The sequence below is a fragment of the Pseudomonas syringae group sp. 26L6 genome, assembly GCF_032587815.1.
GTDB classification, from domain to species: Bacteria; Pseudomonadota; Gammaproteobacteria; order Pseudomonadales; family Pseudomonadaceae; genus Aquipseudomonas; species Aquipseudomonas amygdali.
In genome coordinates this window covers 14,013-38,232 of sequence record NZ_JAWHPJ010000042.1, presented here as the reverse complement: position 1 = coordinate 38,232, position 24,220 = coordinate 14,013, and the positions used below count along the sequence as shown (strand labels likewise).

At 58.8% G+C, this 24,220-nt stretch carries 26 protein-coding genes; 24 read left to right on the top strand and 2 right to left on the bottom strand.

The genetic code is table 11. The features are described from left to right. Positions 1 to 15 precede the first annotated feature (15 nt). The 3 genes from RYA97_RS18310 to murB are packed head-to-tail and all read left to right on the top strand — an operon-like array spanning position 16 to position 2,016. Positions 16 to 201: a Trm112 family protein gene (locus RYA97_RS18310; protein WP_002552679.1), complete on the top strand. Its 186-nt coding sequence runs from the start codon at positions 16 to 18 to the stop codon at positions 199 to 201. Next, complete coding sequence (gene kdsB, locus RYA97_RS18305; RefSeq protein ID WP_004657844.1) at positions 198 to 962, top strand: 3-deoxy-manno-octulosonate cytidylyltransferase; 765 nt, start codon at positions 198 to 200, stop codon at positions 960 to 962. Before RYA97_RS18310 ends, kdsB begins: the two co-directional genes overlap by 4 nt. A 34-nt stretch (positions 963 to 996) precedes the next feature. Further along, positions 997 to 2,016, top strand: a complete 1,020-nt coding sequence (gene murB / locus RYA97_RS18300) for a UDP-N-acetylmuramate dehydrogenase (RefSeq protein ID WP_117140498.1) — start codon at positions 997 to 999, stop codon at positions 2,014 to 2,016. Positions 2,017 to 2,304: 288 nt separating this feature from the next. Here the strand turns inward: murB and rne are convergent, their stop codons facing one another. Beyond that, the gene (rne, locus tag RYA97_RS18295; RefSeq protein ID WP_162882956.1) at positions 2,305 to 5,637 is read right to left on the bottom strand and encodes a ribonuclease E; all 3,333 of its coding nucleotides are present in this window, start codon (positions 5,635 to 5,637) and stop codon (positions 2,305 to 2,307) included. 726 nt (positions 5,638 to 6,363) lie between these two features. Between rne and rluC the strand changes: the two genes are divergently transcribed. Genes rluC through sppA form a run of 3 tightly spaced genes read left to right on the top strand, consistent with a single transcriptional unit; the run spans position 6,364 to position 8,995 of the window. After that, complete coding sequence (gene rluC, locus RYA97_RS18290; protein ID WP_002552683.1) at positions 6,364 to 7,320, top strand: 23S rRNA pseudouridine(955/2504/2580) synthase RluC; 957 nt, start codon at positions 6,364 to 6,366, stop codon at positions 7,318 to 7,320. Continuing rightward, positions 7,310 to 7,972 (top strand): HAD-IA family hydrolase, encoded by a 663-nt coding sequence (locus tag RYA97_RS18285; RefSeq protein ID WP_016981656.1) that lies wholly within the window; start codon positions 7,310 to 7,312, stop codon positions 7,970 to 7,972. Before rluC ends, RYA97_RS18285 begins: the two co-directional genes overlap by 11 nt. A gap of 24 nt (positions 7,973 to 7,996) precedes the next feature. Continuing rightward, positions 7,997 to 8,995, top strand: coding sequence for a signal peptide peptidase SppA (gene sppA, locus RYA97_RS18280; protein ID WP_117140496.1), 999 nt, complete (start codon positions 7,997 to 7,999; stop codon positions 8,993 to 8,995). A gap of 55 nt (positions 8,996 to 9,050) precedes the next feature. Here the strand turns inward: sppA and RYA97_RS18275 are convergent, their stop codons facing one another. Then, the gene (locus RYA97_RS18275; RefSeq protein WP_016981657.1) at positions 9,051 to 9,629 is read right to left on the bottom strand and encodes a Maf family protein; all 579 of its coding nucleotides are present in this window, start codon (positions 9,627 to 9,629) and stop codon (positions 9,051 to 9,053) included. Between the two features lie 106 nt (positions 9,630 to 9,735). Between RYA97_RS18275 and RYA97_RS18270 the strand changes: the two genes are divergently transcribed. The 18 genes from RYA97_RS18270 to RYA97_RS18185 all read left to right on the top strand — a co-directional run bounded on the left by RYA97_RS18270 (position 9,736) and on the right by RYA97_RS18185 (position 24,111). After that, a complete protein-coding gene (locus tag RYA97_RS18270; RefSeq protein WP_002552687.1) occupies positions 9,736 to 10,263 on the top strand; it encodes a YceD family protein in 528 nt (175 codons plus the stop codon). A gap of 13 nt (positions 10,264 to 10,276) precedes the next feature. Continuing rightward, positions 10,277 to 10,459 carry a 50S ribosomal protein L32 gene (rpmF, locus tag RYA97_RS18265; protein ID WP_002552688.1) on the top strand — a complete coding sequence of 61 codons (183 nt, stop codon included), beginning with the start codon at positions 10,277 to 10,279 and terminating at the stop codon, positions 10,457 to 10,459. A 4-nt stretch (positions 10,460 to 10,463) separates the two neighbouring features. Further along, positions 10,464 to 11,486, top strand: a complete 1,023-nt coding sequence (plsX, locus tag RYA97_RS18260) for a phosphate acyltransferase PlsX (protein ID WP_117140495.1) — start codon at positions 10,464 to 10,466, stop codon at positions 11,484 to 11,486. Positions 11,487 to 11,602: 116 nt separating this feature from the next. After that, positions 11,603 to 12,541, top strand: coding sequence for an ACP S-malonyltransferase (fabD, locus tag RYA97_RS18255; RefSeq protein ID WP_117140494.1), 939 nt, complete (start codon positions 11,603 to 11,605; stop codon positions 12,539 to 12,541). A 15-nt stretch (positions 12,542 to 12,556) separates the two neighbouring features. Then, positions 12,557 to 13,300, top strand: coding sequence for a 3-oxoacyl-ACP reductase FabG (fabG, locus tag RYA97_RS18250; protein ID WP_003318510.1), 744 nt, complete (start codon positions 12,557 to 12,559; stop codon positions 13,298 to 13,300). A 191-nt stretch (positions 13,301 to 13,491) separates the two neighbouring features. Continuing rightward, entirely contained in the window at positions 13,492 to 13,728 is a 237-nt protein-coding gene (acpP, locus tag RYA97_RS18245) for an acyl carrier protein (RefSeq protein ID WP_002552692.1), read from the top strand. Positions 13,729 to 13,856: 128 nt separating this feature from the next. Continuing rightward, on the top strand, positions 13,857 to 15,101 hold the full coding sequence (gene fabF / locus RYA97_RS18240; protein WP_002552693.1) for a beta-ketoacyl-ACP synthase II: 1,245 nt from the start codon (positions 13,857 to 13,859) through the stop codon (positions 15,099 to 15,101). After that, complete coding sequence (gene pabC / locus RYA97_RS18235) at positions 15,101 to 15,916, top strand: aminodeoxychorismate lyase (RefSeq protein WP_005743854.1); 816 nt, start codon at positions 15,101 to 15,103, stop codon at positions 15,914 to 15,916. The genes fabF and pabC overlap by 1 nt, the downstream gene beginning before the upstream one ends. 3 nt (positions 15,917 to 15,919) lie before the next feature. Continuing rightward, entirely contained in the window at positions 15,920 to 17,053 is a 1,134-nt protein-coding gene (gene mltG, locus RYA97_RS18230; RefSeq protein ID WP_044321235.1) for an endolytic transglycosylase MltG, read from the top strand. A 22-nt stretch (positions 17,054 to 17,075) separates the two neighbouring features. After that, a complete protein-coding gene (tmk, locus tag RYA97_RS18225; RefSeq protein WP_004667786.1) occupies positions 17,076 to 17,708 on the top strand; it encodes a dTMP kinase in 633 nt (210 codons plus the stop codon). Next, complete coding sequence (locus RYA97_RS18220) at positions 17,701 to 18,687, top strand: DNA polymerase III subunit delta' (RefSeq protein ID WP_117140493.1); 987 nt, start codon at positions 17,701 to 17,703, stop codon at positions 18,685 to 18,687. Before tmk ends, RYA97_RS18220 begins: the two co-directional genes overlap by 8 nt. A 34-nt stretch (positions 18,688 to 18,721) precedes the next feature. Further along, positions 18,722 to 19,078 carry a PilZ domain-containing protein gene (locus RYA97_RS18215; protein WP_002552698.1) on the top strand — a complete coding sequence of 119 codons (357 nt, stop codon included), beginning with the start codon at positions 18,722 to 18,724 and terminating at the stop codon, positions 19,076 to 19,078. Between the two features lie 14 nt (positions 19,079 to 19,092). Continuing rightward, positions 19,093 to 19,878 (top strand): TatD family hydrolase, encoded by a 786-nt coding sequence (locus RYA97_RS18210; protein WP_117140492.1) that lies wholly within the window; start codon positions 19,093 to 19,095, stop codon positions 19,876 to 19,878. Between the two features lie 358 nt (positions 19,879 to 20,236). Further along, complete coding sequence (locus RYA97_RS18205) at positions 20,237 to 20,890, top strand: LysE family translocator (protein WP_004664328.1); 654 nt, start codon at positions 20,237 to 20,239, stop codon at positions 20,888 to 20,890. 155 nt (positions 20,891 to 21,045) lie between these two features. After that, positions 21,046 to 21,708 carry a TetR/AcrR family transcriptional regulator gene (locus RYA97_RS18200; RefSeq protein WP_004657874.1) on the top strand — a complete coding sequence of 221 codons (663 nt, stop codon included), beginning with the start codon at positions 21,046 to 21,048 and terminating at the stop codon, positions 21,706 to 21,708. A 123-nt stretch (positions 21,709 to 21,831) separates the two neighbouring features. Continuing rightward, complete coding sequence (locus RYA97_RS18195; protein WP_002552702.1) at positions 21,832 to 22,434, top strand: DUF4823 domain-containing protein; 603 nt, start codon at positions 21,832 to 21,834, stop codon at positions 22,432 to 22,434. Between the two features lie 20 nt (positions 22,435 to 22,454). Then, the gene (locus RYA97_RS18190) at positions 22,455 to 23,015 is read left to right on the top strand and encodes a DUF1285 domain-containing protein (RefSeq protein ID WP_117140491.1); all 561 of its coding nucleotides are present in this window, start codon (positions 22,455 to 22,457) and stop codon (positions 23,013 to 23,015) included. An 85-nt stretch (positions 23,016 to 23,100) separates the two neighbouring features. Next, positions 23,101 to 24,111: an aspartate-semialdehyde dehydrogenase gene (locus tag RYA97_RS18185; RefSeq protein ID WP_005743861.1), complete on the top strand. Its 1,011-nt coding sequence runs from the start codon at positions 23,101 to 23,103 to the stop codon at positions 24,109 to 24,111. Positions 24,112 to 24,220 lie beyond the last annotated feature (109 nt).

The window sequence follows — 24,220 nt, the reverse complement described above, 5'->3', positions numbered from 1 at the left end:
GCTTCAGGATCTCCTATGGACACCAAACTACTCGATATCCTCGCTTGCCCTGTGTGCAAGGGACCATTGAAGCTCAGCGCCGACAAGACCGAGCTGATCAGCAAAGGGGCAGGCCTTGCCTACCCGGTACGCGACGGCATCCCGGTGATGCTCGAAAGCGAAGCGCGCACCTTGAGCACCGATGAGCGACTGGAAAAATGACAGCAGCGTTCACCGTTGTCATTCCTGCGCGTTATGGCTCCAGCCGCTTCCCCGGCAAGCCACTGAAAACCATTGCTGGCAAGCCCATGGTCCAGCTTGTCTGGGAGCAGGCGTGCAAAAGCAGCGCCGAGCGTGTGGTGATTGCCACCGACGATGCGCGCATCGTCGAGGCTTGTCAGGCTTTTGGTGCAGAAGTGCTGCTGACCCGCGAGGATCACAATTCCGGCACCGATCGTCTGGCCGAGGTGGCTGCGCAACTGGGGCTGGCTGCTGATGCGATTGTGGTCAATGTGCAAGGCGACGAGCCGATGATCCCGCCTGCGGTGATCGATCAGGTGGCGTCCAACCTGGCGGCTCACCCCGAAGCCGGCATGTCTACGCTGGCCGAGCCTATCGACGATGTGGCCGCGTTGTTCAACCCGAACATCGTCAAGGTCGCAACAGACATCAACGGCCTGGCGCTGACGTTCAGCCGTGCCCCGTTGCCTTGGGCGCGTGACGCGCTGGCCGCAAACAGGGACGAGTTGCCCGCTGGCGTGCCTTATCGTCGTCATATCGGTATTTACGCCTATCGTGCGGGCTTTCTTCATGACTTCGTTAGCTGGGGTCCGTGCTGGCTGGAAAACACCGAAAGCCTGGAGCAACTGCGTGCGTTGTGGAATGGCGTGCGAATTCACGTTGCCGACGCGCTTGAAGCGCCACCCGGTGGCGTCGATACGCCTGAAGACCTGGAGCGCGTAAGGCGCTTGCTGGAGGGTTGATGCGCTTCGTCCAGTGGTTCGGGAAGGCGAGAGTATGACCTTGCAGGTGCAGTCCGCGATTTCCCTCAAACCTTTCAACACCTTTGGCGTGGATGTTCAGGCCCGCTTGTTTGCCGAAGCGCATAGCGATGACGATGTTCGCGAGGCGCTGGCGTATTCGGTCGAGTACGATGTACCGCTGCTGGTTATTGGCGGTGGCAGTAACCTGCTGCTCAGCGGTGACGTGCAGTCATTGGTGCTGCGCATGGCCAGTCGCGGCATTCGCATCGTGCATGAGGACTGTCTCGAGTCGATTGTCGAGGCAGAGGCTGGCGAGCCCTGGCATCCGTTCGTGCAGTCCTGTCTGGAACTGGGGCTGGCGGGGCTGGAAAACCTCAGTCTCATTCCAGGCACCGTTGGGGCGGCACCCATGCAGAACATCGGTGCTTATGGCGTCGAGATCAAGGATATATTCCATAGCCTGACTGCGCTGGACCGTGAAACGGGTGAATTGCGCGAGTTTTCCCTGGAGGACTGTGCGTTCGGCTACCGCGACAGCGTGTTCAAGCATCAGGTCGCGCGCTGGTTGATCCTGCGGGTGCGCTTCAAGCTTAGCCGCATAGCCAATCTGCACCTTGAATATGGTCCGGTTCGGCAGCGTCTCGACGAGTTGGGTATCGATAAACCGACGCCTTTCGATGTCAGCCGGGCAATCTGCGCCATTCGCAGTGAAAAGCTGCCTGACCCGGCGGTGCTGGGCAATGCCGGCAGTTTCTTCAAAAACCCGATTATCCCTGCCCAACTGTACGCGACGATCAAACAGCAGCACCCTGGTGTCGTCGGCTACCCGCAGGACGATGGCCGGGTAAAGCTGGCAGCGGGGTGGTTGATCGAGCAGGCTGGCTGGAAGGGTTATCGTGACGGCGACGCTGGCGTGCATAAGCTCCAGTCGCTGGTACTGGTCAATTACGGGCAGGCCAGTGGCTTGCAGCTATTGAACCTTGCGCGCCGCATCCAAAGCGACATCGTCGAGCGTTTTGGTGTAGAGCTGGAAATGGAGCCGAACCTCTACTGAGGTCTGACTGCCACCCTAATAGTGAAACCGGGCGACGCTTTGCTCGTCCGCGATCTTTGGAAATGTAGGAGCGGACTCGTCCGCGATGGGCTGCGAAGCGGACCCAAAACCGGCCATCTTGCTTGTATCTGGTGCACCGAGGCAGCTGGTTTTGCTGCCGGTTCCCGGCAGTTCGCGGACAAGCGAAGCGTCGCCCGGTCCGCTCCTGCAGTCGATGTATTTCCCTGAGTCACAGACGTAAAAAAGCCCCGCCTGTTTGCACAGGCGGGGCTTTTTCATGGGCCAGAGTTAGACGAGTGGCTTAGGCTCGTTTTCTTTCTCGGCTTCATGTTGCGGTTTGACTGCTGGTTGCTCAGTCGCCGCTTCTTCAGTCTTTTCCTCGATAGCCTGAGAAGGCTGGACCGATTCTGCTTCAGCGGCAACAGGTGCTGCTTCGGCGATGACTGGAGTGCTGGCCGCAGCGGCTTCCTGCTGACGGCGTGCTTCTTCTTCACGCTTGCGACGACGAACTTCACGAGGATCGTTCGGTGCACGGCCGGTGCTGCTGACCGGTGCGACCGGTGTTTCCACGATCACAGGTTGTTGCTCTGCAGGTGCAGGCGCTGCTTCTTCGACGGCCTTGGGCGCGACGTAAGGAGCAGGCTCCTCCTTCACGACAACAGGCTCGGCAGCAGTAGCAGCAGGCGTTGGCAGTTCGGAAGATTCAGTGGCTGGCACTTCTTCATGAGCCGCTGCTTCGACAGGCGCTTGTGGCGCTGGCTCTGGCGTTGGTGTGAACGGCACGACGCGCTCGGCATGCGGCGCTTCGAACAGCTCAGTCTGCGCAGCAATGGCAGGTGCTTCGACCGCAGCAGGCTGAACCTCCACTTCCGGAGCCGGTTTGGCGACTGGCGCATCGTCTGCAACCGGCGCTTCAACAGCAGGCACTTCAACGACCGGTTCTGCTGCTGCCGGAGTTTCTGGAGTGGATGCTTCAATTGCCGGTGCGTCAGCTTCCGGTGCCTTGGCAGTATTGGCTTCGGCAACAGGCGCTTGCTGCGCAGACTCTACGGCTGGAGCGTCTACAGCAGTGCTGTTGGCTCGCTCGGCCTGCTGGTGTGCATCGGCTTCTGCTGTGGCGCTGATCACGCCGCCAGCCGCAGCTGCTGCGGTGAATCCCAGACCAGCCGACAGATCGGTGGCGCTGCTGCCTTGTTCAGCATTTTCTGCCGAGCCGTTTTCTTCGGAACCGTTTTCTTCAGAGCCTTCGATCACGTTGCCATTGGCATCACGTTGACGCTCACGACGGTTGCTGCGACGACGCTGACCGCGGGAGCGGCGGCGAGGGCGGTCGCCTTCGCTACCGTCGTTGCCGTCCTGGTTCTCGTCGTTCACCTGCTCTTCGTTAAGCAGCACTTCCTCTTCGCTCACGGCAGCCGCGGCCTGTTCGGCGCGTGGTTGACGTTCTTCGCGAGGCGCGCGCGGCTGGCGTTCTTCGCGTGGTGCGCGTTCAGGACGTTCTTCACGAGCAAGGTTTACGGCAGGGGCTGCATCCAGAGGCTCGCGCAGTTCGCGGACCGGACGATCTTCGCGTGCTTCACGTGGCTTGCGCTCGCGGGAAGTACGGGCTGGACGCTCTTCACGTGGTGCTGAATCCTCGCGGGCTTCACGCGGTTCGCGAACGGTACGCTCTTCACGAGGTGCACGTTCTTCACGAGGTGCACGCTCCTCACGTGGGGCGCGCTCTTCGCGCGGCGCGCGTTCGGCACGTTCTTCACGGGGGGCGCGTTCTTCACGAGGCTTACGCTCTTCGTCACGACGGTTGTTACGGCCACGGCTCTGTTGGCGACCGTTGCGGCGTTCCTCGTTACGGGCCGGACGCTGTTCGGCAGCAGGTTTTTCAACCACTACCGGAGCGGCAGGCTCTTCCTTGGTCGCGAACAGGCTGACCAGGGATTTCACTAGGCCCTTGAACAGGCTTGGCTCGTGAGCGACCGGTGCAGGCGTTGGGGCAGGCGCAACGGCTTCAACCGGAACCGGCGCATTGGCACGAGCAGGTGCAGTCTTGACGGCTGCTTCCTGGCGAACAAGAGTGCGGGTTGCGGCAGCCAGCGGGGCGATTTCTTCCACTTCGGCTGCAGCCGCGGCGATTTCGTAGCTGGTCTGGCTGTTGTGTGCTTCCGGGCTGTCATCACGCAGACGCTGAACTTCGAAGTGCGGGGTTTCCAGCTGGTCGTTCGGCAGGATGATGATGCGCGCACGGGTGCGCAGTTCGATCTTGGTGATCGAGTTGCGTTTCTCGTTGAGCAGGAACGCAGCGACCGGGATCGGCACCTGAGCGCGCACTTCTGCAGTGCGGTCTTTCAGGGCTTCTTCTTCGATCAGGCGCAGAATGGCCAGAGAAAGCGATTCGACGTCACGGATGATGCCGGTGCCATTGCAACGAGGGCAGACGATGCCGCTGCTTTCGCCCAACGATGGGCGCAGACGCTGGCGGGACATTTCCAGTAGGCCGAAGCGTGAAATGCGACCGATCTGAACGCGGGCGCGGTCGGCTTCCAGGCTTTCGCGGACTTTTTCTTCCACGGCGCGCTGGTTCTTGGCCGGTGTCATGTCGATGAAGTCGATGACGATCAGGCCGCCGATGTCGCGCAGACGCAATTGACGGGCGATTTCCTCAGCCGCTTCAAGGTTGGTCTGCAGGGCGGTTTCTTCGATGTCGCTGCCTTTGGTGGCGCGCGCCGAGTTGATGTCGATGGACACCAGGGCTTCGGTCGGATCGATGACGATGGAGCCGCCGGAAGGCAGTTCGACCACGCGCTGGAAGGCGGTTTCGATCTGGCTTTCGATCTGGAAGCGGTTGAACAGTGGAACGCTGTCTTCGTACAGTTTGATCTTGCTGGCGTACTGCGGCATCACCTGACGGATGAAGGTCAGGGCTTCTTCCTGGGCTTCGACGCTGTCGATCAGGACTTCGCCGATATCCTGACGCAGGTAGTCACGGATGGCGCGGATGATGACGTTGCTTTCCTGATAGATCAGGAAAGGGGCCGAACGGTCCAGGGACGCTTCCTTGATGGCGGTCCACAGTTGCAGCAGGTAATCGAGGTCCCACTGCATTTCCTCGCTGCTGCGGCCCAGGCCGGCAGTACGAACGATCAGACCCATGTCGGCTGGAGCGATCAGGCCGTTGAGGGCTTCACGCAGTTCGTTGCGCTCTTCGCCTTCGATACGGCGCGAGATGCCACCGGCGCGAGGGTTGTTCGGCATCAGGACCAGATAACGGCCTGCAAGGCTGATGAAGGTGGTCAGGGCTGCGCCCTTGTTGCCACGCTCTTCTTTCTCGACCTGAACGATGACTTCCTGGCCTTCGCTCAGGACGTCCTTGATGTTGACGCGGCCTTCAGGGGCTTTCTTGAAGTACTCGCGGGAGATTTCCTTGAGGGGCAGAAAGCCGTGGCGCTCAGAGCCGAAATCGACAAAGGCAGCCTCAAGGCTGGGTTCGATGCGAGTGATTCGGCCTTTATAGATGTTGGCCTTCTTCTGCTCGCGTGCACCTGACTCGATGTCCAGGTCGTAGAGGCGCTGGCCGTCTACCAGTGCAACACGCAACTCTTCGGGTTGAGTTGCGTTAATCAGCATTCTTTTCATGTAGTACCGTCGGTTTCCGGGCTGCCGGAAACGGCGTTCGGCACACACGACTTCTCACGGTCGGTGTCAGGGCACGTCAGGAGTGGTTGGACACTCCAGTGTCTAGCGAGGTCCTCGCCCAGAGGGGGCGGAGGGTCGCGACGACGTTTCCTGCTTGCTGTGGTGGCATAAGACACCCTTTTCAGCAAAAGCTTTGTCAGGAGGAGGAATCGACCATCGGTAGCGGACGAGATGAAGCGTCTAGAACAAGCCTTGTGCTACACAGTCCGATGGTTGTGCGTCTCCACCCTACACGTATCCCTGATAATTCGGGTGCTGCCGCGCGCAGAATCCGCAGCGGGTTGGCATTTACCGCGATCTTCGATAGGGAAGGTCGCGCATCATGGCTTGAGGCGTTGTTCCCGAAGCATTCGCTCGTAGCGTCTGAAAGCGACTGCACTTTGTGAACTGGCCATGAACTGTCCGCACCGTCAGCGAGCTGTCTGCTCTGCTGTCAGGCGTGTTTCCGGCCTCATGTCACCTGCGCTCGTTACGTTTTCAGCGTGCTCCGTTGTCACCGAACACTGCGTAGGACGGCCTCCCGTCCTTGTGAATTGCGTTGGTCAGGGCCGGTTGTCAACCGTTGGTCCGCTGTCCGGCCGCTTTTGGCGGCGTTCGCGACTATAGCAGCAATCATTAAGTGCTTCAAATCCATAAAAAATTGTTATCATTTGCGGCATGACGAATATTGCCCCTCCAACCCCCGGCGTCCAGCTGGTTGAGGTTGCCCCGGAACTTGCCGGTCAACGCATCGATAATTTTCTGATCACTTATCTCAAGGGTGTGCCCAAAACCTTGATTTACCGCATTTTGCGCAAAGGCGAAGTGCGTGTGAACAAGGGGCGGATCAAGCCGGAGTATAAGTTGCAGGCAGGCGATATCGTGCGCATTCCTCCTGTACGCGTGCCTGAGCGCGACGAGCCGGTGCCGGTTGCGCAGGCTCTGCTGCAGCGCCTCGAGGCTGCGATTGTCTACGAAGACAAGGCGCTGATCGTGCTCAACAAGCCTGCGGGTATCGCTGTGCATGGCGGCAGCGGCCTGAGTTTCGGGGTAATCGAAGCATTTCGTCAGTTGCGTCCGGATGCCAAGGAGCTCGAACTGGTGCACCGTCTCGATCGCGACACGTCCGGTCTGCTGATGATTGCCAAGAAACGCAGCATGCTGCGTCATCTGCACGAAGCCCTGCGCGGCGACGGCGTCGACAAGCGCTACATGGCGCTCGTCCGCGGTAACTGGGCAACGGCTCAGAAACAGGTGCGTGCGCCGCTGATGAAAAGCAATCTGCGCTCCGGCGAGCGCATGGTCGAAGTGAATGAAGAGGGCAAGGAGGCTCTGACGATCTTCAAGGTACTGCGTCGTTTCGGTGACTTTGCCACCATGGTCGAAGCCAAGCCGGTGACCGGGCGCACGCACCAGATCCGCGTGCACACGCTGCATGCGGGGCACGCCATTGCAGGCGATACCAAATACGGTGACGAGAATTTCAGTCGCGAGATTCGTGATCTGGGCGGCAAGCGTCTGTTCCTGCACGCCTATATGCTGACGGTACCGATGCCCGACGGCAGCAAACTGAATGTGCAGGCGCCTGTGGACGAAATGTGGGCCAAGACAGTGGAGCGTTTGAGTGCGCCGTAATTACGACCTGTTGATTTTCGATTGGGACGGCACGCTGGCCGACTCTGTGGGGCGAATTGTTCTGGCCATGCGTACCGCGGCTATCGAGACTGATCTTGAAGTTCGTGACGATCCGGCGATCAAGGGCATTATCGGTCTGGGTCTGCCCGAGGCGATTCGAACCCTTTATCCGCAGATCAGTGACAATCAGGTGGTCGACTTTCGGCAGCGCTATGCTGACAGCTATATGGCAATGGATAACGTGCCTTCGCCGCTGTTCGAGGGCGTTCTGGAGTCGATGCAAGCGTTTCGCGAGGACGGCTATCGTCTGGCGGTCGCTACCGGCAAGGCGCGCCGTGGGCTGGATCGGGTGCTACAAGCCAATGGCTGGGGCGATTACTTCGATGCCACCCGGGCTGCCGACGAAACCGCCAGCAAGCCGGACCCGCTGATGTTAAACGAGATCATGGCGCATTGTGATGTTGCGCCGCAGCGTTCGTTGATGATCGGCGATGCGTCATTCGATCTGCTGATGGCCCGCAACGCAGGTATGGATTCGGTTGCGGTGGGTTATGGCGCTCAGTCGCTGGAGTCGTTGCGCCAGTTTCAGCCACGATTGGCTATTGAGCATTTTTCCGAGCTGCGCACCTGGTTGAATGGGCGCGGCGTCTAGTTTTAGGGTTGGAGTGATTGGAACATGTCTGACGAATGGAAGGCACCCGTCTCGCAAAGCGCGGACGAGGGCATCAATGGCAAGGAAGAAGCAAAAAGCTGGAAACTTCTGGAAAAGACGCTGCTGGCCAGTGTTCAGGAGCAGCGTCGTGCGCGTCGCTGGGGAATTTTCTTCAAGCTGCTGACGTTCGCGTTTCTGTTTGTCGCAGTGGTCGTTCCGATGCTGGACTTTGAAGGCGGTACATCGCGCCGCTCCAGCCACACAGCGTTGATTGATGTGCAGGGTGTGATTGCCGACAAGGAGTCGGCCAGTGCCGAGAATATCGTCACGGCGCTGCAGAAGGCGTTCGAGGATGAAAAGACCAAGGGCGTTATTCTGCGTATCAACAGTCCGGGCGGCAGTCCTGTGCAGTCGGGCTATGTCTATGACGAAATCCGTCGTCTGCGTGCTGCAAAACCGGATATCAAGGTGTATGCGGTCATTACCGATCTGGGTGCTTCGGGGGCTTATTACATTGCCAGTGCTGCCGACCAGATCTACGCCGACAAGGCCAGTCTGGTGGGGTCGATAGGTGTGACGGCGGCGGGGTTCGGGTTTGTCGGTGCCATGGACAAGCTCGGCGTTGATCGTCGTACCTACACATCGGGCGAGCACAAAGCTTTCCTTGATCCGTTCCAGCCGCAGAAGGCCGATGAGACGCAGTTCTGGCAGGGGGTGCTGGACACAACGCATCGTCAGTTCATCGCCAGCGTCAAGCAGGGTCGTGGCGATCGTCTGAAGGTCAAGGATCATCCCGAACTGTTTTCGGGGCTGATCTGGACCGGTGAGCAGGCCGTTGCGCTCGGTCTGGTGGACGGCCTGGGCAGTGCCAGTTATGTCGCGCGGGATGTGATCAAGGAAAAGGATATCGTCGAATATACCGTCGAAGAGTCGCCTTTCGACCGCTTTTCGAAAAAGCTGGGCACCAGTATCGCTGAGCGCATTGCCATGCTGGTCGGCTTCAACGGTCCAAGCCTGCGCTGACGGCTTGATGCAGAAATGAAGAACCCGGCCAATGGCCGGGTTCTTTGTCTGAGCGTCAGGGTACGCTGACCCCTTCCTTTATTAGCATGTCCACAAGGCGTATCAGTGGCAGGCCGATCAGGCTGGTCGCGTCGCTGCCTTCGGTGCTGCGAAACAGGCTGACCCCCAACCCTTCAGCCTTGAAGCTGCCGGCGCAGTCATAAGGTTGCTCTGCATGCAGATAGCGTTCGATGCTGGCTTGATCGAGTTCGCGCATGTGCACGGTAAAGGGTACGCAATCGACCTGGTACTTGCCTGTCGAGCTATTAAGCAGGGCCAGTCCGGTCAGGAAGGTTACGCTGGCGCCACTGGCAGCCGTCAGTTGCTCAAGTGCGCGCTCGAAGGTATGTGGCTTGCCGAGTATCTGCCCGTCCAGGACGGCAACCTGATCGGAGCCAATGATCAGGTGATGCGGATATTCGCCCGCCAGCGCCCTGGCTTTCTCTAAGGCAAGGCGTCGAACGAGGTCGTGTGCGGTTTCGTCCGGTCGGTGACTTTCATCAATGTCCGGGGACTTGCAGGTGAATGGCAGGCGCAGGCGAGTGAGCAGTTCGCGCCGGTATGAAGAGCTGGAGGCAAGGAGCAGGGATGGCATGCGGTTCTCCGTAGGCTGAGCGTCGATTCTAAAGAGTGGCCGGAGTGACGAACAGGCCTGAATTTCCTTTGACATGCCAAGGGGGCATCCCTAGAATGCTGCGCCTATGTTGAATGACCCGATTCCATCTCACGTTGACCCGCGCAAATTGTCTGATCGCGGCACTACCCTTCAGGGTGAAGTGCTGCTGGGCGATTTGAAGAGACTCTGCGACCCGCTTGCCGACACTGTCGGTACGGTGCAGGCGAAATTCGTTTTTGAGCGTGACGAACGCCGTTCTGTGGTTATCCACAGTTCGATAGACGTCCCGGTCAAGATGGTTTGCCAGCGTTGTCTTGAGCTGGTGACCCTGCCGATCCACAGCGAATGCAGTTACGCCGTGGTGAAGGAGGGTGCGAATACCCAGTCGTTACCGAAAGGTTATGACGTGCTGGAACTGGGCGAAGATCCTTTGGATCTGCTGGCATTGATCGAGGAGGAGCTATTGCTCGCCTTGCCCATTGTGCCTGCTCATCATCCTGAAGAATGCCAGCAACCGGCGGGTCTCGATGAGCCCGAACCGAGCGTGGACGAGGTAACGCGGTCCAACCCGTTCAGTGTATTGGCGCAGTTAAAGCGTGACCCAAACGTTTAGGAGTTAATCAATTATGGCTGTTCAGCAGAACAAAAAATCCCGCTCTGCCCGTGACATGCGTCGTTCGCACGACGCTCTTGAGGCAAGCACTCTGTCGGTAGAAAAGACCACTGGTGAAATTCACCTGCGTCACCACGTATCGCCAGAAGGCGTATACCGTGGTCGTAAAGTGATCGACAAGGGCGCTGACGAGTAATTTCTTGTCCGCTCCGATCATCGCGATCGACGCAATGGGCGGGGACTTCGGTCCCCGCAACATTGTTCAGGCAAGCCTCGCGTGCCTGACAGCTACGCCCTCGCTTCATCTGGTCCTCGTCGGCCAAGCCTCCCTGATTGAAGAACTCATTGCCCGTCATGGTGCTGTGGATCGCTCGCGCCTGCGTGTCGTAAACGCCAATGAAGCCATTGCAATGGACGAGCGTCCGTCCCAGGCTCTGCGTGGCAAGCCTGACTCGTCCATGCGTGTTGCGCTTGAGCTTGTTGCAAGCGGGCAGGCCCAGGCATGTGTCAGCGCTGGTAATACCGGTGCGCTGATGGCGCTTTCGCGGTTTGTGCTCAAGACGCTGCCCGGTATCGATCGTCCCGCGATGATCGCAGCCATTCCCACTCGGTCTGGCCATTGTCAGCTGCTCGACCTGGGTGCGAATGTCGATTGCAGCGCCGAGGCGCTCTATCAGTTTGCGGTAATGGGCTCTGTTCTTGCCGAGACCCTGGGCGTCGCAAAACCCAGGGTTGCCTTGCTTAACGTGGGCACGGAAGACATCAAGGGCAATCAGCAGGTCAAGCTTGCCGCCGGTCTTCTGCAGGCAGCCCTGGGGCTCAACTACATTGGCTACATCGAAGGCGACGGTTTGTACCGGGGTGAGGCTGACGTTGTGGTGTGTGATGGCTTTGTCGGCAATGTACTGCTCAAGTCGAGCGAGGGGCTGGCGACCATGATTGCCGCCAGAATCGATACACTGTTCAACCGCAATTTGCTAAGCAGGGCTGTCGGAGCATTGGCGTTGCCGTTGCTCAAGCGACTGCAGACTGATCTGGCGCCTGCTCGTCATAATGGCGCGAGCTTGCTCGGGTTGCAGGGGGTTGTGGTGAAAAGCCATGGTTCGGCCAGTGTTTCAGGGTTCCAGAGTGCGATTCAGCGAGCGATCGTCGAATCCCGTGAGAACCTGCCGCAGCGCCTGAAGGGGCGGCTTGAATTGCTGCTTGAGAACGGCCGAAGCTGAAAATGTGACGCATCAGACTGGTCAGTCATCCAACCGATCAGTCATGTAAATTTGAATACCCGCGTTCGGCCTGTCCGGACGCCCATTTTGGCGACAATAATTCAGAGGCTTGTCAAATGTCTGCATCCCTCGCATTCGTCTTTCCGGGTCAAGGATCGCAATCGCTCGGCATGCTCGCCGAGCAAGGCGCGCAACATCCGTTGATTCTCGATACTTTCGAGCAGGCTTCCGAAGCCCTTGGCTATGACCTGTGGGCGTTGACCCAGAGCGGTCCTGTCGAGTTGCTCAATCAGACCGACAAGACCCAGCCTGCCATTCTGACTGCTTCCATAGCCTTGTGGCATGTGTGGCTGGCCGAGGGCGGCGCCGTTCCTGCGTTCGTCGCAGGTCACAGTCTGGGTGAATACAGTGCGCTGGTAGCTGCGCAAAGCCTGAGCCTGGCTGATGCGGTAAAGCTCGTCGAGCGTCGTGGCCAGTTGATGCAGGAAGCGGTGCCGGCCGGTCAAGGCGGCATGGCTGCTATTCTGGGTCTTGATGACGCCGACGTTATCGCTGCCTGTGCCGAAGCAGCGCAGGGCGAAGTTGTCAGTGCGGTGAATTTCAACTCGCCGGGCCAGGTGGTGATCGCCGGTTCCGCCGAGGCCGTCAAGCGCGCCATGGAGCTGTGCAAGGCGCGGGGTGCCAAGCGTGCATTGCCGTTGCCGGTCAGCGTGCCTTCGCACTGCGAACTGATGCGCCCGGCCGCAGAGCGTTTCGCCGAGGCTGTTGAAGCCATTGAATGGCAGGCACCTGAAATAGCATTGGTACAGAACGTCAGCGCCAGCGCGGTCAGTGATCTGGCGACGCTCAAGCGTGACTTGCTGGAACAGTTGTACAAGCCGGTTCGCTGGGTTGAATCCATTCAATGCCTGGCCAACCGTGGTGCTACCCAGCTTGTGGAATGTGGGCCGGGCAAAGTCCTGGCCGGTCTGAACAAGCGTTGCGCCGAAGGCGTGATTACTTACAACCTTGATACCCCGGACGCCTTTGCCGCCGCGCGCGCGGCACTGGCCTGATTAGGAGAAGCCTGTATGAGCCTTCAAGGTAAAGTTGCACTGGTCACCGGTGCGAGTCGCGGTATTGGTCAAGCCATCGCCCTGGAATTGGGGCGCAATGGTGCTGTCGTTGTGGGCACCGCGACCTCTGAGTCCGGCGCCGAGCGTATCAGTGCAACGTTCAAGGAAAACGGCATCGAAGGCTTTGGCCTGATGCTCGATGTCTGCGATGCCGAGTCTGTGAATTCGGTCCTGTCGACCATTCAGGAGCGTGTCGGTGCACCGTTGATTCTGGTCAATAATGCCGGCATCACCCGTGATAATCTGATGATGCGCATGAAAGATGACGAATGGTATGACGTCGTCAACACCAACCTGAACAGCCTTTTCCGTCTTTCCAAGGGTGTTTTGCGCGGCATGACCAAAGCGCGTTGGGGCCGTATTATCAGCATTGGTTCGGTTGTGGGTGCCATGGGCAACGCCGGTCAAGTAAACTATGCTTCCGCGAAGGCCGGGCTGGAAGGTTTCAGCAGGGCTCTGGCCCGTGAAGTGGGCTCGCGGGCAGTAACCGTTAATTCGGTTGCGCCCGGTTTCATCGACACCGATATGACGCGTGAGCTGCCTGAGGCTCAGCGTGAGTCACTGATTACCCAGATACCCCTGGGCCGTCTGGGGCAGGCTGAAGAGATTGCGCATGTAGTCGCTTTTCTTGCCTCCGAAGGCGCAGGGTACGTTACCGGGGCCACAATCCCTGTTAACGGCGGCATGTACATGAGCTAATGTGACCATCTGTTTCAAAAAAATGTCATACGAGCTGTCTAAAATCCGTTATAAAGCTGCAATCTATGCATGGGCAAAGGTACGGTTGGGCATAAGGGGAGAGCGTTAAGCTTGAAATTCGCAAAACCTCTTCTATACACTTACCCACTGGCCAGATGCCTGAACATTTCCACTAGGAGTTAAAACTAGGTATGAGCACCATCGAAGAGCGCGTCAAGAAAATCGTTGCAGAGCAACTTGGCGTCAAATCAGAAGAGGTTGTCAACACTGCTTCTTTCGTTGAAGACCTGGGCGCTGACTCCCTGGACACTGTCGAGCTGGTAATGGCTCTGGAAGAGGAATTCGAGACCGAAATCCCTGACGAAGAAGCGGAAAAGATCACTACCGTTCAAGCAGCAATCGACTACGTCACTAGCCATCAGGCTTAAGATTTGTAATCGCTGACTGCTGTCACGGGAAAACCGCACTGCTTTAACCGGCGTGCGGTTTTTTCTTTAGAAAACGCTGTGATTGTTCGTAAATGATTGTTCCGTAAACAAGAGAGAAGGAGAGTCCTGTGTCGCGTAGACGCGTCGTGGTCACCGGGATGGGCATGCTTTCGCCACTGGGCAATGACGTGCCCAGCAGTTGGCAGGGCATTCTGGCGGGCCGCAGTGGCATTGGCCTTATCGAGCACACGGACTTGTCGGCCTTCACCACCCGTTTCGGCGGTTCGGTCAAGGGTTTCAACGTCGAAGAATACCTCGCGCCCAAAGAAGCGCGCCGGCTCGATCTCTTCATTCAGTATGGTCTCGCGGCCAGCTTTCAGGCGGTGCGTAATGCAGGCCTCGAAGTCACTGATGCAAACCGTGAACGCATCGGCGTCGCGATGGGTTCGGGTATCGGTGGTCTGACCAATATCGAAAACAGCAGTCGTCTGCTGCACGAGCAAGGGCCAGGACGGATTTCTCCGTTTTTCGTGCCGGGCTCGATCATCAACATGATTTCCGGTTTCCTGTCTATCCATCTGGGTGCACAGGGGCCTAATTACTCCATCGCCACGGCTTGCACCACGGCGACCCACTGCATCGGCATGGCGGCTCGCAACATCGCCTATGACGAAGCGGACGTGATGATTGCCGGTGGCGCTGAAATGGCTGCCTGTGGCCTGGGGCTGGGTGGTTTCGGTGCCGCGCGTGCGCTGTCGACCCGCAACGACGACCCGACCCGTGCCAGTCGTCCCTGGGACAAAGGCCGTGATGGTTTCGTCCTGTCCGACGGTGCAGGTGCGATGGTGCTTGAAGAACTTGAGCACGCCAAGGCGCGTGGTGCGACCATCTACGCTGAACTGGTCGGGTTCGGCATGAGCGGCGATGCCTATCACATGACCTCGCCACCTGATGACGGTGCCGGTGCTGCACGCTGCATCGTCAATGCGTTGCGTGACGCCAAGGTCAATGCCGATCAGGTGCAGTACATCAACGCACACGGTACGTCGACGCCTGCTGGCGATCTGGCCGAGGCTTCTGCGATCAAGTCGGTATTTGGCGATCATGCCTACAAGCTGGCTGTCAGTTCGACCAAGTCGATGACCGGCCACCTGCTGGGCGCTGCTGGTGCTGTCGAGGCGATCTTCAGCGTGCTGGCGATGGTTGATCAGGTGGCTCCGCCGACCATCAACCTGGATGAGCCAAGCGAAGGCTGCGATCTGGATTTCGTGCCTCACGAAGCGCGCCGCATGCCGATCGACGTCGTTCTGTCGAACTCCTTCGGCTTCGGTGGCACCAACGGCTCGCTGGTGTTCCGTCGGTTCGCCGAGTAATGCCCGCCTGGGTCGATGGCTGCCCCGCAGACGCCTTGTCCCTCAAGGACCGGGGTCTGGCCTACGGCGATGGACTGTTTGAAACCATCGTCGTCAAGGCCGGGCAGCCATTGCTCCTGGAGCGCCATCTGCAGCGTCTCGAAAACGGATGCGCGCGCTTGTCGATCGCAACCGATCATGCGCTTATCCGTGCAGAAATGACCCGCTTCGCTGCAGAGCTTGGCGATGGGGTCATGAAGCTGATCCTTACCCGCGGCGACAGCCAGCGCGGTTACGCTCCAGCCCCCAATGCCCAATCGCGTCGAATCCTGCAGGGCGGCCCTGCGCCAGCCTATCCGGGTGTGCATGCCGAGCAGGGCGTGCGCCTGTTTGCCTGCCAGACGCGTCTGGCGGAACAGCCGCTTCTGGCTGGACTCAAGCACCTGAATCGCCTGGAACAGGTGCTGGCCCGCTCGGAATGGAGCGATAGCGAGCATGCCGAAGGCTTGATGCGCGATACCTCCGGGCGATTGATCGAGGGTGTCTACAGCAATCTGTTTCTGGTCAGCCAGGGCCGCCTGCTGACTGCCGATCTGAGCCGCTGCGGGGTAGCGGGGGTGATGCGTGCCGAGTTGCTGGATCAGGCACGAAACCTGGGACTGGTTGTCGATATCCGTGATTTGCACCTGTCCGACCTTGAATCGGCGGACGAAGTGTTTCTATGCAATAGCGTCTACGGCGTCTGGCCGGTTCGCGGCTTTACAGTCTTGAGCTGGCCGGTCGGGCCGCTCACCCGTAAACTGCAAGGTATTGCTCGCACCCTTCTGGATATCTGATTTGTGATCCGAAAAATATTGGTGTTGCTGGAAACAGCTGTCGTTCTGGCAGGCCTTCTGCTCGGCTTTGCGTTCTGGCAGCAACATCAGGCGCTGAACCAGCCGCTCGAAGTCGCTCAGGAGCAACTGCTGGATGTCCCGGCCGGCTCAACGCCGACCGGTGTGCTTAATCGACTGCAGGCCGATGGCGTGATCAAGGACGCCTTCTGGTTGCGCCTCTACTGGCGTTTCAACCTCTCCGGACAGGCACTGCACAGCGGCGAATACCGCATGGTGCCGGGCATGAACGTCAAGGGGCTGTTCGACGTCTGGAAGCGCAAGGAGGTTGTGCAATACAGCCTGACGCTGGTCGAGGGCTGGAATTTCCGTCAGGTGCGGGCTGCGCTGGCCAAACAGGCCAAGCTCGATCAGACGCTGGCTGGCTTGTCCGACGGCGAGCTGATGGCAAAAATCGGCCATCCCGATGTATTCCCTGAAGGACGTTTCTTTCCTGACACCTATCGCTATGTGCGCGGCATGACCGATGCCGAATTGCTCAGGCAGGCTTACAGTCGTCTGGAAGAAGTGCTGGATGAAGAATGGAACGCCAGGTCGTCTGAGGCTCCGTATTCCAATCCTTATCAGGCCCTGATCATGGCGTCGCTGGTCGAGAAGGAAACCGGTGTGCCTCAGGAGCGCGGCCAGATTGCGGGTGTATTCGTGCGTCGCTTGAAGCTGGGCATGCAGTTGCAGACTGATCCGACCGTGATCTATGGCATGGGCGAGCGCTACAACGGCAAGTTGACCCGGGCCAATCTCAAGGAACCCACGCCGTACAATACCTACGTGATAGCCGGTATGCCGCCGACACCGATTTCACTGGTGGGGCGCGAGGCGATTCATGCCGCGCTCAACCCGGTAGCGGGCAGCAGCCTGTATTTCGTGGCCAAGGGGGACGGCAGCCATGTGTTCTCGGACGATCTGGATGCCCATAACTCAGCGGTGCGTGACTATCAGCTCAAGCGCCGCGCAGATTATCGCTCCAGCCCGGCACCTGCTGCGCCTGCTGCACCGGCACCATCAACTGATTCTCCCTCTTCAGAGCCCGAGCCTGCGACTGCAACGGATGCCCCGCAGCCCGAGCCGAATGCGCAATGATGGAAACAATTAAGGATTACCTGTGACTGGCTTGTTTATCACCCTTGAAGGTCCGGAAGGTGCTGGCAAAAGTACCAATCGCGAATACCTGGCGGCACAGCTGCGCGCGCAGGGCGTTCAGGTATTGCTGACCCGCGAGCCGGGCGGCACTCCGCTGGCCGAGCGTATTCGCGAACTGCTGCTGGCTCCCAGTGATGAAGCCATGAGTGCCGACACCGAACTGCTGCTGGTGTTTGCCGCGCGCGCACAACACCTGGCCGAGGTCATTCGCCCGGCTCTGGCCCGTGGCGAGGTGGTGCTTTGTGATCGGTTTACCGATGCAACCTACGCGTATCAAGGTGGTGGCCGCGGCCTGTCTCAGCAGCGTATTGCTGTGTTGGAAGAGTTTGTTCAAGGCGATCTGCGGCCTGATCTGACGCTGGTATTTGACCTGCCGGTGGAAATCGGTCTGTCACGTGCCGCAGCACGTGGCCGACTCGATCGCTTCGAGCAGGAAGGCCGGGCTTTCTTCGACGCGGTGCGCTCGACTTATCTGCAGCGGGCGAAGGCTGATCCTGCGCGGTATCGTCTGGTGGACGCGGCCCAGCCGCTGGCCGACGTTCAGGCTTCCCTTGATACATTGCTGCCGCAGTTGCTGGAGCTGCGACGTGGCTGAAGCCTACCCCTGGCAGGCATCACTCTGGCAGCAGATGGCCGGTCGTGCTCAACACGCTCATGCCTATCTGCTGCACGGTCCGGCCGGTATCGGCAAGCGGGCACTGGCCGAGCGCCTGATGGCCAGCCTGCTGTGCAAGGCTCCCGAAGCGCTTGAGGCCTGCGGGCATTGCAAATCCTGCCTGCTGCTGGCGGCTGGCAGTCATCCGGACAACTATGTGCTGGAGCCGGAAGAAGCAGACAAGCCGATAAAGGTTGATCAGGTCCGTGACCTGGTGAGCTTTGTGGTGCAGACCGCCCAGATGGGCGGTCGCAAGGTGGTGCTCGTCGAGCCGGTGGAAGCGATGAACATCAACGCTGCCAATGCCTTGTTGAAGAGTCTTGAGGAGCCGTCGGGCAATACCGTTCTATTGCTGGTCAGCCATCAGCCGAGCCGCTTGCTGCCAACGGTCAAAAGTCGCTGTGTGCAGCAGGCCTGCCCATTGCCCAGTGAACAGATGAGTCTGGACTGGCTGGGCAATGCCCTGCCTGATTGCACGCAGGAAGAACGGTTCGAATTGCTGACGCTGGCAGCGGGTTCGCCGCTGGCTGCCGTGGCACTTTACACGCAAGGCGTTCGCGAACAACGCGCGCTGGTGGTGGATGGCGTCAAGAAGCTGCTCAAGCAACAGCAATCGGCTACCCAACTGGCCGAAGGCTGGAAGGACATCCCGTTGTTATTGTTGTTCGACTGGTTCTGTGACTGGTCGCACCTGATCCTGCGCTATCAGATGACGCAGGACGAGGAAGGCCTTGGTCTGAGCGACATGCGCAAGGTCGTTCAATACCTGGCGCAGAAGTCTTCTCGCGCAAAAGTGCTGGAGATTCAGGACTGGATTCTGGCACAGAGGCAAAAAGTCATGTCCAAGGCCAATCTAAACCGGGTCTTGCTGCTTGAAGCATTGCTGGTGCAGTGGGCAGGCCTGCCAGGACAGGCGTAAACTCTGCGTTATCCGGAACCGTTGAGGTGTTGTCATGAGTCTGCCGCTGAACACAGGTCCACGTAATGGCATTCTGTCCCTGACCATCAAGGACAAATCCGTGCTTTACGCTGCCTACATGCCATTCATCAGAAATGGCGGGCTGTTCATCCCCACCAGCAAAAGCTACAAGCTGGGTGACGAAGTGTTCATGCTGCTCAATCTGATGGACGAACCGGAGAAGGTTCCGGTGGCTGGCCGCGTCGCCTGGATCACGCCAAAAGGTGCGCAGGGCAACCGGACTGCGGGTGTCGGCGTGCAATTCAATGATGGCGACAATACCGCGCGCAATCTGATCGAAACTCATCTGGTCGGTGCTCTGAAGTCCGATCGTCCAACCCATACGATGTAGTTGTGTTTTAACCCATGCTTGTAGATTCCCATTGTCACCTCGATCGCCTTGACCTTGCCCAGCACGACGGTTCGCTGGATGCAGCCCTTGAAGCCGCCCGGGGCAGAGGGGTCGGGCATTTTCTCTGTATCGGTGTCAGCGCCGACAATGCAGGCGCGGTCAAGGCGCTCGCCGAGCGCTACGCCGATGTCGACTGCTCGGTAGGCATTCATCCGCTGGACGTGAAGCCCGGTGAGATGCCGCCTCTGGACTGGTTGCTCAAGGAGCTGGATCACCCGCGAGTGGTGGCGATAGGTGAAACCGGTCTGGACTATCACTACGAACCCGAAGCTGCCGAGCTGCAGCAGGCTTCTTTTCGGTTGCACCTGGAGGCAGCCAGTGTCACTGGCAAGCCGGTGATCATCCATACCCGTGGCGCGCGCGACGATACATTGAGCCTTCTGCGTGATGCGGCGCTGCCTCAAGCGGGCGTTCTGCATTGCTTTACCGAAGACTGGGAGATGGCCAGGGCGGCGCTGGATATGGGTTACTACATCTCGCTGTCCGGCATCGTGACCTTTCGCAACGCCGACGCCCTGCGGGATGTCGCAAGGCAAGTCCCCGCTGACCGCCTGCTGGTCGAGACCGATTCGCCGTACCTTGCGCCTATCCCTTATCGGGGCAAACCGAATCTGCCGCAGTACGTACGCGAAGTTGCCGAGTTTCTGGCGATGCTACGGGGCGAGTCCTACGAGCATTTCGCCGAGCAGACCACCGCTAACTTCGCTCGCCTGTTCCCGCTGGCGCATGTTCAACGCTGAGTGGCGTACACGTTGACTGACGGCAAATCGCGGGCAAAAAAAACCCGGATTCTGGGGGGGTGAAGCCGGGTTAAGACCATTAGGAGTAAAACAAAGGCACGCTAGTCCTTAGGCACCTTTACTGGCGAGTCATTTGGGGAATGATGACCCGTCAGTGGCTTAAGTATTGCCCAGCATGGCGTACCGTCCAGTGCCTTGTGATCGTTTTTTAAACAGTTTTGGAATACTAAAGCGATTCTTGAGTCCTTGATGAGCACTTTTGCCGAACGGGATACAAGGCCATCGCATCAAATTTGCCCGTGTACGCCAGCAGGTCAGGCATGCCGAGGTTTTTTCAGTGCCTGGTCGGAGTGTTCGAGTGGAGTTTTCCAACGGTTTTCTACTGAGTCTGTCGTTATGCCTGGATATTGGCCTGGCAAACATAGCCATGATCACGCTGTCCATGCAGCGCGGCTTTTCCAAGGGGCTGTGGCTTGGGTTGGGAACCTGTGTCGGCGATCTGGCCTATGCGGTCCTGGCCATGCTCGGCATGGCGGTGCTGCTGCAATATGAAGCCGTACGCTACGTGCTCTGGCTCGGCGGTACGGCGGTGTTGGCCTGGTTCTGCTTCAGGATGGTCATGAGTGCCACCGCAGTCAGCGCCGGCCTCGATAATCAGGATGTTCAATCGGAAAAATCCAGCCTGGCGTTGTTCCTGCGCGGAATTTTTCTGGCGATGTCATCACCCAGCGCCATTCTCTGGTTTGCTGCAGTCGGCGGTGCGCTGATTGCTCGACAGGGTTCTGATCTTGCCAGTGCCTCGACCTTTCTTGCCGGGTTCGTCGCGGCGGGCGTGGTCTGGTCGATCTCGCTGTGCGCGCTGGCACATCAGGGAGGGCGCTTCATGGGGGAGCGGATGTTGCGCTGGTCGTACATTGCCTCGGCGCTGATTTTTGCCTATTTCACCTTGTATGTAGTGATCACGGGTTACCTGGAGTTTGTCGCTGCATCTCCGGTACTGCCTGCGTCGTAGCATGCCGTCGTGTATCCGGTTTGCGAAGCGGACGCCAGACTTCGAATTTTTCGCCGGTTTCGTTCATAAAGGTCGACAAGTAAGGATGATCCGTGCAATTTAGCGCCGATTGGGCATAATACCCGGCTTCGATTTCGATCCTGACAGACCTCTCTATGCAGAAAGAACCTCGTAAGGTCCGTGAATTTCGCCGCCGTGAGCAGGAAATTCTCGACACCGCGCTAAAGCTGTTCCTGGAGCAGGGCGAAGACAGCGTCACTGTCGAGATGATCGCGGACGCCGTCGGCATTGGTAAAGGCACCATCTACAAGCACTTCAAGTCCAAGGCAGAAATCTATCTGCGCCTGATGCTCGACTATGAGCGGGACCTGAACGAGCTGCTGCACTCCGCTGATGTCGACAAGGACAAGGAGGCGCTCTCACGTGCCTACTTTGAATTCCGTATGCGTGATCCGCAGCGCTATCGCCTGTTCGATCGCCTGGAGGAAAAAGTGGTCAAGGGCAATCAGGTGCCCGAGCTGGTCGAAGAGCTCCACAAGATCCGCGCCTCCAACTTCGAACACCTGACCCTGCTGATCAAAGGCCGCATCACCGAAGGCAAGCTCGAAGATGTCCCGCCTTACTACCACTACTGTGCCGCCTGGGCGCTGGTGCATGGCGCCGTTGCGCTGTACCACTCGCCGTTCTGGAGCAATGTGCTGGAAGATCAGGAAGGCTTCTTCCACTTCCTCATGGACATCGGCGTGCGTATGGGCAACAAGCGCAAGCGCGATGCCGACGTCATCGCCGAGCCCAAACCCGACCCTGCTACGGAATAACGCCCCGGCCCGGTCTTGAGCATATGCTTCAAGGCTTTGGTGCCTGCTGTGCCAGAGATGGCGCGGAAGCTGCATCCGACGACCATTCGCCGGTTTTCCGTCACCGGTATTTGGGAGGGGATGATGCGTAGCCTGGTTATGCTGCTCGCGCTTTTGGCGTTGAGTGGCTGCATGAAAGTCAGTGACATGGGCGAGGGGGTTCGCGAGCAATTCAGCGATGCGGGTCTGCTCGATCACAGCGACACTCGCCGTACTGCCAACTGGCGTGTGCAGCCCGACTCGTTCATTTACATCGCGCAAGGTGCCTTCGTGCCGCCAGGCAATGCCTATCCGCGGCCCAATGTGGTGGCTGAAGAGGCCTTCAAGGGGTTCATCGAGTACTTCCCGATGGTCCGCCGTGCCCGTGGGCCAATGGGCCTGGATGAGGCCATGATCGAGGCGCGCAGTGCAGGCGCACATTATTTGCTCTACACCCGTTTTGCCAAGGCCGATGATCGCATCGGCACCGGCGATCAGTGGGCCGACCAGGAAGCCGTGGACCGTCTGGGTGTCGACAGCGGTGTCATTCAACTGATGCTGATCGAAACCAGCACCCGTTATCTTATCGACAGCGCGCGCATTCGCAGCCGTGGCGGATTGCTGACGCTTTACGACAAAAGCCCCGAAGATTTGCTGGGTCCGCCTCTTGAGGACTACGCTCGTACCTTATTGGGCGTCGAACGTTAAGCCAGCGTCAGGAGAGTGGAGTGACCGATTCAAACAAGGCGGGTGATCTGTTTGCGCAGATCCCCAAAACCAAGGGGTTGCCGCCTGTTCATTTGTGGAATCCGGATTTCTGTGGCGATATCGACATGCGTATCGCCCGAGACGGGACATGGTATTACCTGGGCACGCCGATCGGCCGCAAACCAATGGTCAGGTTGTTCTCGACGATCATGCGTCGCGACGGCGATGAATATTTTCTGATTACCCCTGTCGAGAAAGTCGGCATCAAGGTCGATGACGCGCCTTTTGTCGCCGTAACCCTTGAGGTGCTGGGAGAGGGTGAGGGTCAGGTGCTGCGCTTCCTGACCAATGTCGAGGATCAGGCTGAAGCGGGGCCGGAGCACCCTTTGCGGGTTGTGACAAACCCTGATACTCAGGAGCCAGCGCCGTATATCCATGTGCGGAGCAATCTTGAGGCGCTGATTCACCGCAATGTCTTTTATCAACTGGTCGAGCTGGCGGTCTCCCGCGAGATCAACGGGCAGCGCTGGCTGGGTGTCTGGAGTCATGGCGTGTTTTTTCCGGTGGGTCTTGAACCTTGAAAAACACGGCTATTTGCCGGCTTGAATTGCCTGTCGCCAGTGCGACGGTTAAAGTGCCGCTCCCTGATTTCCCTGAGGTTTTTGCATGAGCCAGTCCTTTGATATCGCCGTAATCGGCGCAACCGGTACTGTCGGCGAAACCGTTGTCCAGGTGCTGGAGGAGCGCAACTTCCCGGTCGGCAATCTGCACCTGCTGGCAAGTATCGAGTCTGCGGGTCACTCGGTGCCGTTTCGGGGCAAGAATGTACGCGTACGGGAAGTCGATGAGTTCGACTTCAGCAAGGTGCGCCTGGCATTCTTCGCCGCTGGCCCGGCGGTAAGCCGCAGTTACGCCGAAAAGGCCGTGGCGGCGGGGTGCTCGGTCGTCGACTTGTCCGGTGCATTTCCCGCCGTGCAGGCACCTAATATCGTGCCGGAAATAAATGCTACGCTTTTGCATAGCGGCGCGGCCGCCTCGCTGGTGGCCAGCCCGAGCGCCTCTGCCACTGCGGTCGCACTGGCTTTGGCACCGTTGCGCGGGTTGATCGATATCCAGTCTGTGACAGTAACGGCCTGTCTGGCGGTCTCCGCACTCGGGCGCGAAGGCGTCAGTGAGCTGGCGCGTCAGACTACCGAGCTATTGAATGTCCGCCCGCTGGAAACCCGCTTTTTTGATCGTCAGATGGCGTTCAACGTACTGGCCCAGGTGGGGACGCCTGACGAGTCGGGGCATTTGCCGCTGGAAAGGCGTCTGGTCGATGAATTACGCGAACTGCTGACGCTGCCATCGCTCAAAGTGTCTGCCACCTGCATTCAAGTGCCGGTGTTCTTTGGCGACAGCTTTACCGTAACGCTGCGCACCGCAGGTTCGGTCGATGTTGCGGCGATCAATGCGGCACTCGAGTCTGCCGCCGGAATCGAACTGGTCGATGAGGGGGATTACCCTACGCCGGTGGGTGATGCCGTGGGGCAGGACGTGGTTTATGTGGGGCGCGTTCGGGCGGGAATCGACGATCCCGAGCAGCTGAATCTGTGGCTGACGTCAGATAATGTAAGAAAAGGCGCTGCGCTGAATGCTGTGCAGGTTGGCGAATTGTTGATAAAAGACTATGTGTAAAAGATACTTGGCAACAATTTGAATAATTGTTTTAGCGGCGATACGCCTTACACCCAAATGCAGGACTACCTCCCCGGATCTCGGGGAATCTTTAAACAAGGGATGGGCT